The organism is Patescibacteria group bacterium (assembly GCA_028707065.1).
Taxonomy (GTDB): domain Bacteria; phylum Patescibacteriota; class Patescibacteriia; order Patescibacteriales; family WJLG01; genus JAQTUZ01.
In genome coordinates, this window is sequence record JAQTUZ010000022.1 from 1 (window position 1) to 17,756 (window position 17,756).

The following is a 17,756-nucleotide window of genomic DNA, read 5'->3' on the forward strand; positions in this document are numbered from 1 at the left end:
TTGATCGGGGAGCGAAATATCCGGCCAATAGATCGTGATATTTAAGCAAACCCGCCGGATTCCTGAAGGCATAGCCGGAAAAAAGGATATCGCCGGCCGCGTTTTCCGCGGCCTTTAATTCTTCGGCCTGCCGCGGGATTTTGTTTTCGGTCGGCGGCAGGAAAAAAAGCTCCATCCCGCCGTTTTTATCGCTCGATTTTACGGCGCGAGCCAATTGTTTGGCGCCGAATCTTATTTTTAAATAACAATCATAAAGCCGGTTGAGCGAGAATCTTTTTTTTGGGAAAAAACCAAACAGCGGGCCGAAGAAAAATTTCGGCAGAAAACCGGTCTTGATCTTGGGAAAGTATCGCGCGTAATGGAAAAAAGCCGGATTACGGCAGTCGTAGCCTTTTTCCAAACAATAGGCGTAAACACTGGCATAATTCCATAGTTGATTGCCAAATTGGCCGCCGTGATTGATGATGATTACTTTTTTAGCAGCCATTTTTTTGAAGGATAAAGTTTCTGTTTCAGTCCGCTTTTGCGGATGATAAATCCGAAGAAATTTTCCGCTTTTCTTTTGGTAAGATCGAGCCTGATCCCTTCCCGGCGGCAGAAACGGACGGCATCATATAAATATTTTCCTTTCAAGATCGCGGTGCAAAAATAATCAATGGCCGGCGCTCGGAAGGAAAGAAAAGGCTGATCGATTTTTCGGGAGCGCTCCAGGCCGCCGCCGGTTTCGAAATCCCAGCCGGTTTCTCCGTCCTTAAGCAATGACAGAAAGATTTGCCGATCCCAAATCGCCGTTTGCGTGCTGTTGCGATAAGCGGCGCCGCGGCCGATCATCCCGATTTCCTGACTATCGTTAAAAGGCAGGTCTGGTCCGGGACAGGGATAGAGCCGCAGATAGGCAGCCCGGGTTTCCGCGATCAGTTTTAACGCCGCGAAAATCTTTTCAGTAATCACTTTTTTCCGCAAAAAATAATCTTCTTGAAAATAAATGACATAATCTTCGCCGATATTCTTTAATGCCTCGATCAGATTGCCTGACCAGCCCAGATCATTTTTGATTTTGTAAGTCGTCACGCGCGCATCGTTATATTCCCGGCCGTTGCTGATTAAAATAATGCGGAATGGGCAATCCGGCCAATAGCGGAAAAATAAAGTAAAAAAAGGATCCCAGGCGTCGGCATAGGCATCGCAGGAAGAAATAACGATGGCGCAATTTTTATTTTCCATAGCTTGTGTTTGGAGGAAGTTCCGCGGCAAAAATTATTTTTTGATCTGCCAGATTTTCGCTTCCCATGAATTTTTGCTATAAAAGCCGGGGCTGAAAAATTTTTTTACCTCGAATCTACCAAGCAATCCAGCGCCGAATTCGTATTCCATCCTCTCGGAATTATCCAATAAAACATAGCCGTTATTCTTTATTTTCGGCAAAAGATTGCTGATACAGCCGTTGCGGGCGCGGCCGTCAACGATAATCAGGTCAAAGGAATCATCCGGATAGTCATTGATTTTTTCAATATATTTTTGAAAACTTTTGTTCGAAAAATTTTCATCGGAACTTAAATATAGTTTGTTTACTCCGGCCCGGGCTTCTTCCGGCGGACAGCAAGATAGTTCGCAGTTGTTTATTTTGTTTTTTATCAATTTTTCTTTGACCACCTCATACCAAGTCCGGTCATGTTCGACCGAAATTATTTTTTTAACCCGGGCTGAAAAATAAAGCGTCGAGCCGCCGCAGCCGTATTCGAAAATAATCATTTCCTTGCTTAAGTTTTTATCCAGCCATTCCTTGGTGGCGAAGTTCAGCCAGGGCATTCCGCTGTTTAGGGGCGACCGCAAAGTGGCCAGAAGATATTTTAAATATTTAGGATTTTTAAAAATAACCTTGCTAACCAGCAAACGCTCCCAGGCTTTGCTTTTCAGTTCGCTTAACATAAACAATTATCGAGTTTAAAAAAATTATGATTTTTTGTAGAGGATGGCAAAGATCAGCCAGCTTAACGCTTCGGAAAAAACAATGGCCGCAACCATCCCCCAGATCCCGAAAAACGGCAATAAGGCGAAAAATAAGATTATTTTTAGCGCCGGAATCAAGGTATTGGCGATATATAATTCTTTTTTCTTGGTCTGGGCGGTAAGCGCCAAGGAAAAAAGCGATTTGGGCTGGAAGAGCAGGGTGAGCGATAAAATTTGCGTATAAATCACCGCCGGCGCGTATTGGGGCAAAAGAATTTTAAAAATAAAAGGCGCGGCCAAGATATAAACGGCGACGAGCGGCAGGATGAGCAAGGTCAATCTGGCCACTTTTTTGGGAATGATCCTCTTCAGGTCAAGCTCGGATTTTTCTCCTACTTTAGGCATGGCCAGGGAATTGATATTGCCCATGATGAAATCCTGCATTTTGGAAATCGGAGTGATAGCAAAGGCGTAAATTGCCGCCGGAGCGGCGCCGAGCCATTGAAAAACCAAAATATTGTCAATTTGCGAAGAGACAATGCCCAAGACATTCATTATGGTTAAGTGCTTGCCGAATCCGATCACGGCCGAATCTTTTTCTTTATTCGGCGGAAACAGCCGCCAGTATTTGATGATGAAATAAATCCTGATCAGCATTCTTGGCACGTAAAAAGCCAGAATTATCAGGGGAACGCTCTTGGTAAAGAACAGGGCGATAATGATAAGACTGGAACAGATTATTTTTTCGGCAATATTGTTCGAGCTGTAATGTTTGAATTGTTTTTTGCCGAGCAAGAATGAGTTGTAAAGATAAAGAGCCTCGACAATCGGCAAGAAGACGCCGACCATGGCAAAGCTCAATCCTAAAACAGAATTTCCGTGCCAAAAATAATAAACGGAAAAAGACAGCGAAACCAAGGTAGCGATCAAGCCGAATTTCAACTTGCTTTTAAAAGCGTCAAAATACGAGCCCTCGCGTCCGGCCGCGACGGAGAAAGTGAGCGCCGTATCGACGCCCGGAAGATTGAAGATTGAAAACATCGCCGCCACGGACAGGATATATTGGTAAATGCCATAGCTTTCCCGGCTAAGCAGATTGGCAAAAGCAATGATCGAGACAGCGCCCAGGGCGTTGAAAGTTATTTTTTCAAAGGTAATCCAAAAACCGCCCTTGGCGGCGTAGATCATGTCCGTCTTGGTCCAGCGTTGCGACCAGATCAGCAGAGATTTTAATTTTTGTTTAATTGGTAAAGGCATTTTAGGACGATAAGAAGATGCTCTGTTGTCCGAACTGGTCAAGCTAACTAAGCATTAGCTTGATGTTTTTTTCTAGTTCTTCAGCGTTGACAATGAGGTTATTTTTATGGTTATCTTTTTTGGATAATGAGAAAGAATATCCGCAGACCTGATAATAGTAGCGGAGGTTGACTTTTTGCGCCAAAGAAAAAAAACAATAGAATGGGTTTTGTCCGCCGCCCAATTCCAAAATTTTTCCGCCTTCGCCCATAAAAATCAAGTTAGCAAGACCGGCGCCATGATTGCTGGTGAGATATCGGGCGTTCTGGCAGATGCTGATTTGATCTTCCCATTTATAATTTTCCAAAATTATTTTTTTGAAGCCGTATTTTGAGAAGATTGGCAGTATTTCCCGTTCATTTTTAATTTTTCTTCTTCTGGCCTTTTGCCGGCTGAGATAAATTTTATCGCCAAGATTCAATCGCTGACCGGTTTGGTAATTTTTTAGCTTCTTGATTAATTTTTGCATTATTTCCGGATCATAATTTCCCGAAGGGGCTAAGTGGTTGGGGACAATTAATTTTTTGATTAATAAAATTTCGCCGTTTTCCACCCAGCGGATATTCTTAATGCCGAAAATTTTGAGACTTTCCGCAACATAACCAATTTTTTTATATTTTGCCGGCAAGACGATTAAGGTTTGATCGATGTATTTTTCTGCCGTTATCAGGCGCGGCAAAGCGTCTAAAAGCCAGTGGAAATAACCGATACTCCAAGTATCCGTAAAACAAAGGCAGGGTTCGGTAATGATTATTTTTTTCTTGAAAAACATGCTGGTTAATAAAAAAGGATCAGCTAAAAATTTTTTCCATCCCAGATATCTTTTTGTAATGTTAAAATTTACGCGAGGAAATTTAAAATAATATTCTAGTGTGCCGTTGATGAAAGAAGCAGGAAGTATTTTACCATCTTTAAAGATTATGTTGTCTGAATTAAAAAAAACATCGTTAATTTCTTTTATTTCATGAGGCGGTATGGGGCGGGCAATATTTTTATCAAAACGAAACAGGTCTTTTTCCTTAATATTTTCGGGGAGGGCTTTGTTCATAGATTGCATGGTAAAAAGTATTTTTTTGGTAATTTAAGGCATTTTTAGTTTATCATATAGTATTAGTGAAGGCAAGAACGAATAGAATTTAGTCATTGGGAAGATAACCGGATTTGACAAGAGTTAGAAAATAATTTAAAGTAAAATTTCCAGCCGAAAGTGCGAAGTGTAACAAAAATCGTTATGTTACGTATTATTATGTGTCGGGTTATCAACCGTTTTTTTTATGAAAAACAAAAAAATTTATATTTTAATAGTTTGCCTGGCGGTTTTATTAACCGGTTGCGGGTTGAATTTGGAAAGAAATAAGACTGAAAAAGCTGTGAAACCGAAAATAAAAAATGAAGCGGTGACGAATAATGTTGCGACAAGTTCGGAAAAAGTAGCCACAAACTCAACGGTGGTAAAAAATGAAAAAGTTATTGAACCAGAGAAAAAAGAGGAGGTCAAGATTGGGGGGTGGTATGTTTATGATTACGATGAAGTCGGGATAAGCTTTAAACATCCAGAACTACTTTCGGTGGCTTTGATGAATGGATATTTAAATTCAAACGGTCTTTCAGTTGAAGAGCATGGATTTGTTGACCAAGGAGAAGTGTCTATTTATGGGAGAAAAATAATTTATGACAAGGTGCCTCAGCCGGATATGGATGTGGTTGGATTGTCAAAAAAAATTGCAGAAAAATTATTATCTAATTCTTCCTGCACTTTACTTAATAGTTATTTCAGTCCTTCTCAAAAAAACGACACGGACTTTTTTTATTTGCCACACTCATTCAGCAATCCCAATCTTTGTGGGGTGGTCAAGAAAGATGGTTATACAATTTTTTATGTTATAGGGATAGAGCAGGGCTATGAGGCAATTCCGCGCATTGGCAGTTCGATTTTAATTTTGCGATCAGGATCCGCTGTTATTCTGGCGCATAATTTGCTTCCAGATTTAAATAAAGAATTAGATGCTTGGAAAACGGCTTATTATTTGGATCATCCGAATGCCAGTTTCCCAAACAAAGAATGGGATGATTTTAATTATGCCACTCGAGACAGGATTGATCAGCTAATAAAAAATCCTACTAAAAAAATTAATGATAATTTTATTTTACTTGGTAAGATTGCCGATTCGATAGTTTTGAATAAATAATTATAAAATTTACTTAATTGCATTTTTGTGCTATTAGGCAAGTTTTGCAAGAAGCTTGGAGACCAAAAATAGAAAGGAGAGTGGCTCTCAAATGCTCTTTAAAACTAAATACAATAAGAATGATTTTAACCCTAAACTGAAAGGAAGGTAGCTATGAAACTGATGACAATGTTTTACGTTGTTTTTTGTTTTGGTTTGGCTAATGCAGAAATTGCAAAATACTTCATTTATCCCGTGTTAGGGGAGAATGAGAGCCCGCTTGGCGTAGCTGGCAATATCTATAATCCACGTTATTATGGTTGGAATACTGATGGGAATGGATTTGGCAACGAACTGGCGTCTTGCCCATTGTTAGGGGTAAATCAAAATTGTGGTAGTGGAAACGTTTTTCATCCCGGGGAGGATTGGAATCTAACTAGTGGCGCAGATGCATACAAACCCGTTTACGCAGTTGCTAGTGGAAAAGTAGTCAGAATATATCATGGAAGTTTGGGGTATTCTATTGTTATTCTTTGTGAATTAGAAAACGTAACTGACTTCACTAAATATTTTTTGTCCGGTACTAATCCGCCCGCTTTGTATAAAACGTCAAAATATATTGGTTTTCAATATACCCATATAAATTATGACGGTTCATTTAATGAAGGTGATTTTGTTTGCAGGGGGCAAAAAATAGGGACTATTAGACAGGAGGAGGGGCATTTGCATTTTGAGGCTATGGTTTTTAACCCGTCAACGCAATTCCCCTCAACGGCCAGGAATGGTTGCGGTTATTATGTTAGTCAGCAAAGCATAACAGATAACGGCTACATTGATCCAACCGGTTTTATCGCTGACCATGTTCAGTCAGGTTCGATTTCTGGTTTTACCTATGTCGATTCTTGGATTTGTGAAAAAGTAAAAGCGGGATTAACAACCGGTGACTTAGATCCTGATAATATCAGATCTGTATTTGGTGAAAACGAGCACGTCTGTTGCTTAACAGAGCTGACCAACGTGGCAATTAACCATCGCTTTAAGGTTGAGGCGTATTGTAATGGACAAAAAATGTGGGAATTTGCCGACAATTGGAGAACAGTTAATGGCACTTGGAATTATTCTCATTTTTATCCATTTTGGAATGGCGTGCCTGCGGGCAACGATGAATTCCGCGTTTACATCGACGTTGATAAAACAAACAGCGACGATGTGGATGATTGGCGTTCAATTGCCACGAAACATTTTACCGTTGAGAGCGATGGAATTGTCAGGATAGCAGGCATGGACCTTGCTAAGCCGGGAAATTTGGCGGTTAATTCAGTGACGCAAAATAGTGTGACGTTAAGTTGGGATCAGGGTTTGAATACTGCTTCCAATTTGGCCTATCACGTCTATCGCTCGACAAGTCAATCCGCAAGTTCGGCATATGAAATAGCTTCCACCAATAATAATAGTTACAATGATGGAAATTTAAGTCCAACTACAAAATATTATTATTGGGTAAAAGCGGCAGTGGGCAGTGAGCTATCAGATTATTCCGATTGTGCTTCGGTGACCACTCAAGGTTTGCCGGGCGATGGATCAATTCCAACGCCGCCAAGCGATTTGAACTGTGTGTTTGTCAGTAGTGACCAGGTTAAAGTCCGCTGGAGCGTCGGTACGAATAACCCGAATAACATCGCCAATTACAAATTGTTCGTGGGAACAGCGAGTAATTCCGATCAGGCGGTTTATACGGCAATTACGCCTTATACCGAACAGGCAGTCTATAACCTTAATCCAGCCTTGACTTACTATTTTTGGTCTAAGGCGGTCAACCACAATGGTAGTGAATCAGGATTCTCGACGATGACTTCGGTGACGATGGCCAACTATGTTTATCCACCGGCGAATTTGACAGCGGTCAATTCCAACGGCTCGGTGAGCTTGGCTTGGACATGCCAGAATGCGAATGCGTCGTATCGAGTTTATCGCGGCTTAGCGTCGGATCTTTCCGATCAGTCGTTAGTAATTTCGCCGGGTTCGCCGAGTTTTGTCGATGTCGGCGGACAGCCTGGAACAACTTATTATTATCGCGTTTCCGCGGTTTTGAATAATTCCGTTTCGGATTATTCAAATATAGCTTCGGCTACTACGACAACTTTTATGGCACCGGATAGTTTTCGGATCGTAGAAGTTAAGCCGGATAAGGTTAGATTGGCGTGGAAAAAATCTTTGGGAACGATCTATAACTACTGGCTTTATCGTTTTTTGAACGGTGGCCAGCAATGGGTTAATTCGGCCAATGATACATTCTATGTCGATAGCACGGTTGAGGTGGGGAAAACCTACTCTTATAAGGTCAGGGCACACTCCGACGTGAATTCCAGTATTTCCGCGCCGGTGTTTGCCTCCATTCCTTTCAAGAAAAATGTCTATTCCGATTTTGTTATGTTGCCGGATTTGGATTCGAACGGTTATGCTGAAGCCGCCTATCTTTATAAGAAGGGAGACGACAGCGTGCTGGTATCGATTTCGGATTTGGGCAATAATCGGATTTTAAAAATGTTTTCTTTGGGGAACTACATCCCAAATTCTTTGGCGGGATCAGCTGGAAGTCCCAAGCTGATGGTGGCACTAAATAATTCAAGCGGCGACACAACTTTTATCAGAGTTGTTGACATCGGGTTGAATAAGCAGACTTTCGTTTTAAACCAGCCGAGTAATTTTCAAGCGAGCACGGCATCTTATGATCGGGTCAATTTAAGCTGGCAGGGTAATAATCCTGACAGCGTGGCCGCGTTCTATTGTATTTACGCCAGCCCGATTAACGATTCGCTTACCGCTCAATTTATCGGTTCTACTTCTGGAACTAATTATGCCCAAGCCGGGCTAAGTCCGGGCGGGAATTGGTATTATTGGCTTAGATCGGCGGTGGGCGCGGAGGTTTCTCCTTTAGTCGGCCCGCTGGCCGCAACAACCAACCCTTTGCTTGCTCCCGTAAATTTGGCGGCGCGGCAAGTAACTGATTCACGAGTTGTTTTGGGCTGGAATACTGTCGCCGGAGTTAATGGTTATCGGGTGTATCGGGACGGCTCTTACCTTGCTTATGTAGCGGCTGATTCGCTGGTTGATATACAAGTTAACCAGCAAAGCCAATACGCCTATCAGGTTGTTTCAGTGTTTGGCAATTATTATTCCTCGCCCACTGATGCATTGTCGGTTTTTACTCCGTGGTTGCAGGCGATTAGTTCAATCAAAGGATTTGAGGATATGGATTTTTTGCCTGACCTGGATAATGATGGCCAGCCGGAATTAGCTCTTTTGGCAACCGATAGCCTTACTAATCGTCCAGTGGTTTATATTAAGAGTGGCGATGGCATGAGGGTGGTGACGACTATTGCGTTCTTTAGTTCCGGCACTATGCCGAATTCCTTTATGCCGATCATTGATTTGAATAACGACGGCTTGCCGGAGTTCACGATGCTGGGGAATAAAGGCGATACGGCCAAGATCGAGACCAGATATTATTCCGGTGACACCCTTATTCGCTAATTGCTCAATCAACAATTATCATACTTTCAAAAGGAGTTTCCGTTATGCGTATGCTAACTGCAATGTTGTTTTTGGTTGGATGGATGTTTTCCGCTTCGCAGGCTTATTTGGATAGCGGTTTGGTGGCCTATTATCCGCTTAATGGCGATGTCAACGACCATAGCCCTAACGGCCACAACGGCACGGCTTATAATATCATCTATGATACGGCCGGAGCTTATGGCCAGTGCGCGGTGTTCAACGGCACCAATTCCACCATTAATACCAATTATCTCTTTAATTTTGGTACGGGAAATTTTACCATTTCCCTATGGCTTAATTACACGAATTTAAGTCAATCAGCGTCAGTTATTACCAAAAGAGTGGGAGATGTTAATGGCTTTGATGTTGAAATCGTTCCGTGGTCTACAAAAAGAATTAATTTTTATGGAGCGGAAAACTCCAGTAAAGTTGTTTGGCCGCCATACACTACTGACTATTCACAAGGATGCTGGCACAATGTCGTTGTAGTTAAAGATGGCATTAATTATAGTGTTTATGTTGATGATACTTTGCGTGGGACGGTGGCCTCAACGGTTGGGGCGATAAACATGGATAATTCATATAACGTTGAATTCGGTTTATGTAGAGTAGCTAATGTTCGCGGCGGATATTATAATGGCAAGCTCGATGAAGTGAGGTTCTATAACAGAGCGTTATCGGTTGCTGAAATTGGGCAATTATATTATCCGATTGTTAATAATTACATTAATATCACTTCACTTCCTGACATGAACAATAACGGTTATCCGGAAATCGTTGGTCTGGCTCAGGAAAAAAGTACTGGCAATCCGATTGTCGTTATCTTTGATGGTAACACTAGCGAGCAGTTGAAAAAAATTACGTTCTTTAATGCCCAGTGGACGCCGAAAAAGGTTACCGTCTCTGATATTAATAACGACGGCTTACAGGAAATATCGGTTTTGGCTTCCAAGACTGACAGTACAAAAGTAGAATTCCGAAAAATAAGCGACGGTTCTTTGGTCCGAACAATTATTCTGCCCTAGGCGGGAAAAATAATTTCACAATCAACGAGCGAGGCACATCAGCCTCGCTTTTTTCTTTGGCACCACAATTATTTATGGAAATAAAAAATCAGGATATTGTCCCGATTTAAGTGAGTGCGATGTAAAAGTTTCGAATATGGATTGATTATTTCGTGAACCAAAAACAGCCGCAGGCGTAATTTTCCTTGTCGGAATCTTCTTTGGTCGCGGAAAAGTTCGGCTCGCGATTGTTTGCGGAGGGAATCAAGGTAAAATTGTTTAATTTTAAATCTTTAAAAGCGTCAATGATCATTTGGTAAGAATAAATCCGATGGGCGTTGAACATTAATTTCGGTTGGCCGATCGGTACGGCAAAAAGAAAATTTCCTCCGGGTGCCAAAACTCTGGTTAATTCGGCCATCGCTTTCAAGTCTCCGATCGGGTCGATCGGGTCGCCATAGCGCCCCAACCCGACATGCTCAATGGTGTGCATGCAGGAAAGCGATTTGACGCTATTATCAGGGAAGGGGAGTTTTAATAAATCGGCGTGATTGCATTCCAGCCCGGATAATTTAAGATTGGCAGGGCGATAATCGAAGAATTTTACCGGCAAAAAAGCAGAGACAAGCGAGCAGAACGTTAATGACGAGGAGATGTCGACATGAAATTCCGGCTTGGTTTGAGCCAAAATTCTCGCCGCCCAGGCCGGATGATAAATATAATGCGCGTCAAAGTTAGTCGTCGCGGTAGCTTCTCCGAGGCAAGGAAAACGATTGGACCATCTAAGAGGAAACCTGGCATCATTATTTTTTTTAAAAGAAAGAAAGTCAATGATAAAAGAAAAATATGATTTTGCCCAAAATATTTTTTTTCTGATCAGGCGAAAATTTTGGCGCAGTAATCGTGACTTTTTAAGTTGTTTGGGAATATTCATATTGAATTGATTTTCTGTTAATTTTTATTATGGAAGGCGGAATAGATGTTCAGCCACTCGGCGAAAGATAATTCTTGTTTATCGCCGGAATTTTCCTGATCGTAAAAATAATGGCGGCGTTCGCGCAGGCGGGCGTATTTATGCCAGTAAAGATCCAGGTCGTCGGCATCGACGATGCAGAAATGATCGGCCAGGGTTTGATAGGAATCCTCGCGAGTCCAAATGGGCGGTCGGCCGATCGCTGTCAAAAAATGGGCGGTAAATTTTTTTTCGCATAAAGGGAATTCGCCTTCTTTGATCGCCTCTCTTTTTCCGGCGGCAACTTTGGCGTTTTCGGCCGCTAAAGCGGCGGCGTATTCCGGAGTTTCCAGCGGGATATTCCAGTAAATAAGCATATCGTCGATCTGCCCGAAAACCAGCATATCGGAAATCTCGTGCAGCCGGTTGCGGAAAGTATCCAGGCTGATGCCGATAATTCTTTCTTTTTGCCCGTAACCGGGCGGAATGGGAAAAGATTTTTGCAGGTTGATGAAATATTCCAGACAGGAAGGGCTGTAAAATCGCTGATCGGTCCGGGTTTTCAGGGCATATTCCGCGCCCATCTCTTTGGCTCTTTTCATGCCGGCAGAAGATAAAATTATCTGGTAGTTGACGTTTCCTATCCCGCCATAAGCCGGTTTTTTGTTGATGATTATTTCCACGCCGAGTTTTTTTATTTGATCAAGATCTTCCGGATTTTCACCTTCTTGAGTGGAAAGAATAAAGATGGCGGCGGGAAAATTGCGGCGATAGATTTTCAGGGTTTCCCGGGTGAAATTTTTTTCCGCGAGGATCCGCCCCTGCATCACGATGGCGCAAGGCGGCAGAACGGAAAAAATTACCGGGTTCATTTTTACTTTTTCCGCGCTGATCGGGCGCAGCTGGTAAGTAAATAAAAAGCCGGATAGCTTCTCGGCTTGATAAATAATTTTTTTCCCCAGCTCCAGCAGATATTTTTTTATTGGCATAGCTTAGCAGTTTGGTTTTTTAAAATTTCATCCCACTTTTTATTTAGTTTTTCGTAAACTTCCCGGGCGTAGTGGTAGGGGAATTCGTCTTCTTTTTCCTTGGCGGAGATTTCCGTCTCTTCCAAATAAATATTTTTTATAAAAGGCTGATCGGCGGCGATTTTTTCCATTGTTTCCAAAATGGCGGCGCCGCGGGCGCGGTATTCCGGCCGCCGGTCAAAAAAGCAAGGATAATGGAGAAAAAAAACATTTTTTTCCGGATAGCGGCCGGCAAACCAGGCGAAAAAAGCGCGGTAATATTCTTCCAACAATTCCAAAGGCAAAGCGCCCTCGATTTTAAAATTATTTTTAAATTCTTCATTAATATCGAGATCGCCGAAGTGGCAGCAGAACGACCAGCCGCCCGCCAGGCTGGTAAATTTTTTGTCGGTCAATTCGGCGAAGGAATCCATCGCCAAGTATTTGATATTTTTGATCGCGAGCCAGGGCAGCTTTTCCTGCTGTTTCAGGTGTTCATAGATCGCCGGATCGCGGAAATATTTTTTGGCCAGGCGGCTTTGGGGGCGCGGTTTTCCCGCCAGCCATTCCAAAAAAAGATCAACCCGGACTTTTTGCTGATTGATGGCGATTATTTTTTCGCCGTTTTTCCGCCGCAGCCGCAGCAGGTCGTTTCCCAGGCAGGCATTGCGGCCAAGCACGGCGCGGTCTTTAACCAATGGCAAAACCAGCGCCATTTTTTTGGCGGCAGAGACGATCATCGGCGCCAGCCGTATTTTAAGAAACTTTTTTATTGCCGCCATCTTGCCTATTTTTATTGTCCAGGTAACTCAAATATTGGTTAAGATCCTCCGGCGTCCCCAGGCCGTGCATTTGTTCCGCGCTGATATTATAGATGCCGACATTATCGTCAGCCAAGATCATCTCGTTATAAACGGGGCAGACGTAGAATTCGTTATTGGTGCGAATATTTTTTTTGATCATCGCCTGCGCCCCGTCCACGAATTTTTTTCCGCTCTTGAAATAATAAATGCCCACGGTCGCGTTATTGGAAATCAAGCGTTTTTCCGCGGTTTCAATCACCTTGCCGTTTTTATCCGTCCGGGCGTAGCTCCATTTGGGGTGGGCGCAGGAGAAGGTCATGATCAAGCCGTCGATTCCGGGTTTTCGGCCCTTGGCGATAAAATCATTGATGTCGATCTCGATGAATTGGTCGGCATTGGCGATCAGCAAATCATCGACGTCGTTATTGATAAGCCGGCTGGCCAATAAGACCGCGCAGGCCGCTCCGCCGTGGTCGCCATCAACTTGGACTATTTCGAATTTATTTTTGGAAGCGTTTTGCAAAATATGATAAAGATCGTATTTTTCGCAATGCTCTTTTTGGCAGATGAAAATAAATTTGTGTTCGCATTTCGGGCGAAGATTATCGACCGCGACTTCAATCATGGTTTTTCCCTTGATATCGATCAGCGGTTTGGGAAAAGTGTATCCCGCCGCTTGAAATCTTGAGCCGCGGCCGGCCATGGGTATCACGATGTTCAGCATAAAATTTATTGATTATTTAGTTAGATATTTATCATTAGCGGCTCCCGGCATTTTGATGACGACGGTGTAGCCGGACCGCAGGCATTCAAAATCGGCCGGTTCGCCGGGCTCCAAGGAAACCACGTCGCCTTCGGTGATTGTCCGGCCGTTCATCGCGAAAACGCCGGAAGCGACAGCCGTGATTTCTTCGGCGATCCGGTGATAATGTTTTTGCTCCGCGTCGCCGGCTTGGTATTTCCGGAGGCAAAGTTCAAATTGATCGGTCTTGATGAGGCCGCCCTCAAAATTTCCGATGATCCAGCCGCGAATGAACTTGCTTAATTTAAAAATTTTCATCGGCAAAAAGTTTTTCAAATAAAGATAAATTTACATCATGGACGCCGCGCACTTCGTAAACTATCGCTCCGCTGGCGCGGGCCGCGGCGATGCCCGGCGCCGCGTCTTCGACAATGATCGCTTCCGGCGGTTTGATCCCCAGTCTTTTGAAAGCGGTCAGATAAATTTCCGGATGCGGCTTAGGATTGGCAATTTCATCGTTGCCGAGTATCAGGTCGAAATGCTCTTTTAAGAGCGCCGCTTCCAGCATCAAATGCAAAGTTTCTCTGATCGAATTGGAACAGCAGGCGAGTTTATAGCCCCGCTTTCTTAGATGCTTCAGCATGATTATTTTCGAATAATCAGGCGTGCAATATTTCGGGATTATTTCCTTGGTATGTTTTTGTTTTATCGCGTTGATGAAATCGCGCAGGCCGGCAGGCAGCCGGTTCATTTCTTCCAGCTTTTCCAATTTTTTTGAGGTCGGCAAGCCATTGAAAAAAGACTCGTGTTCTTCGCGCTTGATTTGCGCGCCGAATAAGCTCAGGGCATGGTTCAGAGCCTCGTAGTGGCCGTCCGGCATATTTACCAGCACGCCGTCCAGATCGAAGATGACAGCTTTTATTATCATAGTTTTAGCGGAAAAGCGGTTGTTTTTATATTTTTAGATTATCAATAATGGGTGGCAAAGTCAATCGTTTTTGACTTTCAGGAAAAAAAAGCAGAGAATTAAGAATAGCAACGATTATGGAGATTATTACTCATCGAGGATTAAATCCTTCCCGAAAAAATTATTTTCCCGAAAGCACCTGGGAGGCTTTTGCCGACCAGCTCTCGCGCGGCTATGGTTTGGAATTCGACGTTCAGCTGACGCTTGATAAAGAGTTGGTAATTTTTCACAGTCCCGATCTTTCGGCGATTTCGGGCGGTTCAGACAAAAGAAAATTGGCCGGATTAAGCGCGGCGGAAATAAAAGAATTGCGTTTTGCCGGCTGCCGTCTTTGTTTTTTGGAAGAATTAATCGCGGCGATCATGGCGAGCCAGGCGCCGTTAAGCGCTCTGCATCTTAAGGGGCAATATCAAACAGATGAAGTTTTGGAAATCTTGTCTCGTCAGCTGGCAGGATTCGATCCAACGCGGTTTATCATCTTTGACGTTAAAATTGCCACCGCTCGGAAATTAAAAGCCAAAAATTCCGCGTGGCAATTAGCGCCGTCTGTCGCCCACTCTTATGATATTAAGCGCTACAACCAGGCGGTGCACGGAACTTTGTATTCGCTTGATGAGGTTGCGGCCAATCGGGATATTTTTGACTGGGTTTGGCTGGACGAATGGGACAGATCCGATGCTTCAGGGAAAAAGATTTTTTACTCGCCGGATGTTTTCGCTTTTTGCCGCCGGAACGGTTTTAAGATCGGTCTGGTAACGCCGGAACTGCACGCCACTTCGCCCGGACTTTTGGGCGGCGAGGCGCATCCGGATGCCGCGACCAGGGAAAAATTATTCCGCCGGATCAGCGAGATCCTGGCGTTCGGTCCGGACTTGGTTTGCACCGATTATCCCGACGAAGTCAAAAAACTGACGACCTGCTAGGCTTGGAAAGAAAGAAATTTTAACACCGGAGACTGCCATTGCTTGAGCGGTCTCTTTTTTTCCGCGATTTTTAATAATCGTTTTAAATTAATCGATTGCCGCCATAGTCTGATCAGATTTTCCGCCGAATCCCATCTTCAGCGGCCGCCACTTGTCAAAAAAATTCGGGCTGATACAATTCATTATGATCCCAACTCCCTTGATTTAAGCCGCTAACAGTTTTTTATGAATCAAAAATATTTTAATTCGCGCTATACCTTCGATCGCTCCCGGAAGAAAGTTTGGCGGGCGATCAGCCAATATCTGCAACGCTATATCCCGGCGACGGCGGAAATTTTGGAGTTGGGAGCGGGCTATGGCGACCTGATCAACCAGATCAAAGCGCAAAAAAAATACGCCGCTGACATCAATCCGGAAGTCGCCAATTTTTGCTCCCCGGAAGTGAAATTCATCAACGCTCCTCTGGGCCGGATAAATTTAGCCGACAATTCGCTTGATGCCATCTTGGCCAGTAATTTGCTGGAGCATCTTAACGCCGGCGAGACGGACGCTTTATTCGATCAGGCCAATAGATTGCTGAAGACCGGCGGGAAAATAATTCTGATCCAGCCCAATATCCGTTATTGCTGCCGCGAATACTGGGATGATTTTACTCACGTCAAAGCCTACAGCGATGTCAGCTTGAAGGACCTGCTGGTTAGCCGGGGATTCAAGATCGTTAAAGTTGAAAAAAGATTTTTGCCTTTTAGCTTTAAATCGTTTTTGCCCAAATCGTATTGGCTGACCAAAATATACTTGATGCTTCCCTGGCGGCCAATGGCCAAGCAGATGTTAATCATCGCGGAAAAATAATTTATGTATCATGGTCAAAAAATAAGCCTGATCTTGCCGACCTATAATGAAAAAGATTCGATCAAAAAAGTCATCGGGGATTTTGAGCGCCTCGGGGTGGTGGACGAGATTCTGGTGATCAACAATAACGCCGCGGCCGGAACAACCGAGGAAGTGAAACAAACGACGGCGCGGGAAATTCCGGAACCGGTCCAGGGCTATGGCCAGGCTATCCGCCGCGGCTTGGCTGAAGCGAGCGGCGACTTGATCGTTGTTTGCGAACCGGACGACACTTTTTTGGCGGCCGATCTTTTTAAGTTTCTGGTTTTCTCCGAGGAGGTTGACGTTGTTTACGGCTCAAGAACAATAAGAAATTATATCTGGGAGGGAGCGAACATGGGCAGATTTTTACGCTGGGGCAATTGGTTTGTCGCCAAAATGATCGAAGTGTTATTCAATACCAATTATTTATCCGATGTCGGCTGCACTTTCCGGCTGATCAAGCGGACTGCTTTGGAAAAAATTTCGCCGTACCTGATGGTTAAATCCAATTTTTTCGGGCCGGAAATGATGATTCGGGGGTATTTGCTTCGCCTGAAATGCGTGCAGATCCCGATAAATTATAAGGACCGGGTCGGAAAAAGTTCGGTCACGGGGGATTTGAAAAAAGCCTTTACTTTGGGAATGAAGATGATATGTCTGATCATCGCCATGCGCTTGGGCATCGAAAATGCTTTAATAAGATATTTGGACCATCATGCTGAAAAGTAAACAATCGATTATTCTTCTGGCCGGCTTTATTTTGGGATTGGCGGCGCGCCTTTTTTTGCTGCGGTATCCGGCGATGCACGACATTGACGCTTATTCGACCTGGGGAAACAATGTTCTGTCCGCCGGTCTGGCGCATGGTTTTCGCGGCATATATTTTCCCATTCAATATCAGATCTTTGCTTTTTGTTCCTGGCTGGTAGAAATAACCGGCTGGGATGTTTCCGCGGTGTTTAAATTTATCAGCCTTTTCTTCGATGCCGGTAATTTTATTTTGCTGACGCTGATCCTGAAAAACCTGAAGTGCAATAAGCTATTTGCCCTTCTTTATTGGCTTCATCCCTGGTTTGTGGCTATTTTCACCGCCGGGTATATTGACTGCCAATTTGTCTTCTTTGTTTTATTGACCCTGTATATTTTGCTCCAGGGCAAGTCGCGGCGCAATTATTTCTGGGCGGGATTGCCTTTGGGAATCGCTTTTTTGATGAAGCCGCAAGCGCAGATGCTGATCTTCGCGGTGTTTATTTTCGCTTTAGTCGGGTATATCCGCCGGCGCAAATTCGACCAGTTTCTGATCTTGGCCGCGCCGGCTATTTTATTTCTCGGTTATGAGCTTTATTTTTCTTTCAGCCTTTTCGCCACCATGGGGTTTAAGGCGATTATTCTGTTGCCGCGCAAATATTTGGCGATCCAAGGAGTGATGGCGGTGCTGACCGGGAATATGCTGAATATCTGGTATCCGATCGCTTATTTCATGAAGCAACCGGGAGCGCCGATCTATAGCGTGGGC

Annotated in this window: 18 protein-coding genes; 7 read left to right on the forward strand and 11 right to left on the reverse strand. The window is 43.8% G+C overall.

All coding sequences use genetic code 11. The features are described 5' to 3' along the window. The 5 genes from PHE24_06005 to PHE24_06025 all read right to left on the reverse strand — a co-directional run. Window positions 1–487: hypothetical protein (locus PHE24_06005; GenBank protein ID MDD4902658.1), on the reverse strand; the 487-nt coding region annotated here is incomplete at its 3' end. Next, on the reverse strand, window positions 469–1,224 hold the full coding sequence (locus PHE24_06010; protein ID MDD4902659.1) for a hypothetical protein: 756 nt from the start codon (window positions 1,222–1,224) through the stop codon (window positions 469–471). The genes PHE24_06005 and PHE24_06010, both read right to left, overlap by 19 nt. 33 nt (window positions 1,225–1,257) lie before the next feature. After that, window positions 1,258–1,929: a hypothetical protein gene (locus tag PHE24_06015; protein MDD4902660.1), complete on the reverse strand. Its 672-nt coding sequence runs from the start codon at window positions 1,927–1,929 to the stop codon at window positions 1,258–1,260. Window positions 1,930–1,953: 24 nt separating this feature from the next. Then, window positions 1,954–3,207 carry an oligosaccharide flippase family protein gene (locus PHE24_06020; GenBank protein MDD4902661.1) on the reverse strand — a complete coding sequence of 418 codons (1,254 nt, stop codon included), beginning with the start codon at window positions 3,205–3,207 and terminating at the stop codon, window positions 1,954–1,956. Window positions 3,208–3,250: 43 nt separating this feature from the next. After that, window positions 3,251–4,294, reverse strand: coding sequence for a glycosyltransferase family 61 protein (locus PHE24_06025; GenBank protein ID MDD4902662.1), 1,044 nt, complete (start codon window positions 4,292–4,294; stop codon window positions 3,251–3,253). Window positions 4,295–4,520: 226 nt separating this feature from the next. Between PHE24_06025 and PHE24_06030 the strand changes: the two genes are divergently transcribed. The 3 genes from PHE24_06030 to PHE24_06040 all read left to right on the forward strand — a co-directional run bounded on the left by PHE24_06030 (window position 4,521) and on the right by PHE24_06040 (window position 9,994). Further along, window positions 4,521–5,435, forward strand: a complete 915-nt coding sequence (locus PHE24_06030; protein ID MDD4902663.1) for a hypothetical protein — start codon at window positions 4,521–4,523, stop codon at window positions 5,433–5,435. Between the two features lie 702 nt (window positions 5,436–6,137). Beyond that, window positions 6,138–8,948, forward strand: a complete 2,811-nt coding sequence (locus tag PHE24_06035) for a fibronectin type III domain-containing protein (protein ID MDD4902664.1) — start codon at window positions 6,138–6,140, stop codon at window positions 8,946–8,948. A gap of 50 nt (window positions 8,949–8,998) precedes the next feature. Continuing rightward, a complete protein-coding gene (locus tag PHE24_06040) occupies window positions 8,999–9,994 on the forward strand; it encodes a hypothetical protein (protein MDD4902665.1) in 996 nt (331 codons plus the stop codon). Between the two features lie 145 nt (window positions 9,995–10,139). Here PHE24_06040 and PHE24_06045 read toward each other — a convergent pair whose 3' ends face one another. The 6 genes from PHE24_06045 to PHE24_06070 are packed head-to-tail and all read right to left on the reverse strand — an operon-like array spanning window position 10,140 to window position 14,405. Continuing rightward, window positions 10,140–10,907 carry a DUF268 domain-containing protein gene (locus PHE24_06045; GenBank protein ID MDD4902666.1) on the reverse strand — a complete coding sequence of 256 codons (768 nt, stop codon included), beginning with the start codon at window positions 10,905–10,907 and terminating at the stop codon, window positions 10,140–10,142. 17 nt (window positions 10,908–10,924) lie between these two features. Beyond that, window positions 10,925–11,914: a WavE lipopolysaccharide synthesis family protein gene (locus tag PHE24_06050; GenBank protein ID MDD4902667.1), complete on the reverse strand. Its 990-nt coding sequence runs from the start codon at window positions 11,912–11,914 to the stop codon at window positions 10,925–10,927. Beyond that, entirely contained in the window at window positions 11,905–12,714 is an 810-nt protein-coding gene (locus tag PHE24_06055; protein MDD4902668.1) for a hypothetical protein, read from the reverse strand. Before PHE24_06055 ends, PHE24_06050 begins: the two co-directional genes overlap by 10 nt. Then, entirely contained in the window at window positions 12,689–13,459 is a 771-nt protein-coding gene (locus PHE24_06060; GenBank protein MDD4902669.1) for a glycosyltransferase family 2 protein, read from the reverse strand. The genes PHE24_06055 and PHE24_06060 overlap by 26 nt, the downstream gene beginning before the upstream one ends. Before the next feature lie 12 nt (window positions 13,460–13,471). Next, entirely contained in the window at window positions 13,472–13,795 is a 324-nt protein-coding gene (locus tag PHE24_06065; protein ID MDD4902670.1) for a hypothetical protein, read from the reverse strand. Then, entirely contained in the window at window positions 13,782–14,405 is a 624-nt protein-coding gene (locus PHE24_06070; protein MDD4902671.1) for an HAD-IA family hydrolase, read from the reverse strand. Before PHE24_06070 ends, PHE24_06065 begins: the two co-directional genes overlap by 14 nt. 116 nt (window positions 14,406–14,521) lie before the next feature. Between PHE24_06070 and PHE24_06075 the strand changes: the two genes are divergently transcribed. The 4 genes from PHE24_06075 to PHE24_06090 form a co-directional block, all read left to right on the forward strand. After that, entirely contained in the window at window positions 14,522–15,367 is an 846-nt protein-coding gene (locus PHE24_06075; protein ID MDD4902672.1) for a glycerophosphodiester phosphodiesterase family protein, read from the forward strand. 225 nt (window positions 15,368–15,592) lie between these two features. Beyond that, window positions 15,593–16,219 carry a class I SAM-dependent methyltransferase gene (locus PHE24_06080; GenBank protein MDD4902673.1) on the forward strand — a complete coding sequence of 209 codons (627 nt, stop codon included), beginning with the start codon at window positions 15,593–15,595 and terminating at the stop codon, window positions 16,217–16,219. A 3-nt stretch (window positions 16,220–16,222) separates the two neighbouring features. Next, a complete protein-coding gene (locus PHE24_06085; GenBank protein MDD4902674.1) occupies window positions 16,223–16,969 on the forward strand; it encodes a glycosyltransferase family 2 protein in 747 nt (248 codons plus the stop codon). Then, a partial coding sequence (locus PHE24_06090) for a glycosyltransferase family 39 protein (protein ID MDD4902675.1) occupies window positions 16,956–17,756 on the forward strand: 801 nt, incomplete at its 3' end. The genes PHE24_06085 and PHE24_06090, both read left to right, overlap by 14 nt.

Coding starts and splice junctions, on each gene's coding strand:
- PHE24_06060 (MDD4902669.1), bottom strand. CDS start 13,459: ATGCTGAACATCGTGATACCCATGGCCGGCCGCGGCTCAAGATTTCAA.
- PHE24_06020 (MDD4902661.1), bottom strand. CDS start 3,207: ATGCCTTTACCAATTAAACAAAAATTAAAATCTCTGCTGATCTGGTCG.
- PHE24_06065 (MDD4902670.1), bottom strand. CDS start 13,795: ATGAAAATTTTTAAATTAAGCAAGTTCATTCGCGGCTGGATCATCGGA.
- PHE24_06055 (MDD4902668.1), bottom strand. CDS start 12,714: ATGGCGGCAATAAAAAAGTTTCTTAAAATACGGCTGGCGCCGATGATC.
- PHE24_06040 (MDD4902665.1), top strand. CDS start 8,999: ATGCTAACTGCAATGTTGTTTTTGGTTGGATGGATGTTTTCCGCTTCG.
- PHE24_06080 (MDD4902673.1), top strand. CDS start 15,593: ATGAATCAAAAATATTTTAATTCGCGCTATACCTTCGATCGCTCCCGG.
- PHE24_06025 (MDD4902662.1), bottom strand. CDS start 4,294: ATGAACAAAGCCCTCCCCGAAAATATTAAGGAAAAAGACCTGTTTCGT.
- PHE24_06085 (MDD4902674.1), top strand. CDS start 16,223: ATGTATCATGGTCAAAAAATAAGCCTGATCTTGCCGACCTATAATGAA.
- PHE24_06010 (MDD4902659.1), bottom strand. CDS start 1,224: ATGGAAAATAAAAATTGCGCCATCGTTATTTCTTCCTGCGATGCCTAT.
- PHE24_06015 (MDD4902660.1), bottom strand. CDS start 1,929: ATGTTAAGCGAACTGAAAAGCAAAGCCTGGGAGCGTTTGCTGGTTAGC.
- PHE24_06050 (MDD4902667.1), bottom strand. CDS start 11,914: ATGCCAATAAAAAAATATCTGCTGGAGCTGGGGAAAAAAATTATTTAT.
- PHE24_06045 (MDD4902666.1), bottom strand. CDS start 10,907: ATGAATATTCCCAAACAACTTAAAAAGTCACGATTACTGCGCCAAAAT.
- PHE24_06070 (MDD4902671.1), bottom strand. CDS start 14,405: ATGATAATAAAAGCTGTCATCTTCGATCTGGACGGCGTGCTGGTAAAT.
- PHE24_06030 (MDD4902663.1), top strand. CDS start 4,521: ATGAAAAACAAAAAAATTTATATTTTAATAGTTTGCCTGGCGGTTTTA.
- PHE24_06075 (MDD4902672.1), top strand. CDS start 14,522: ATGGAGATTATTACTCATCGAGGATTAAATCCTTCCCGAAAAAATTAT.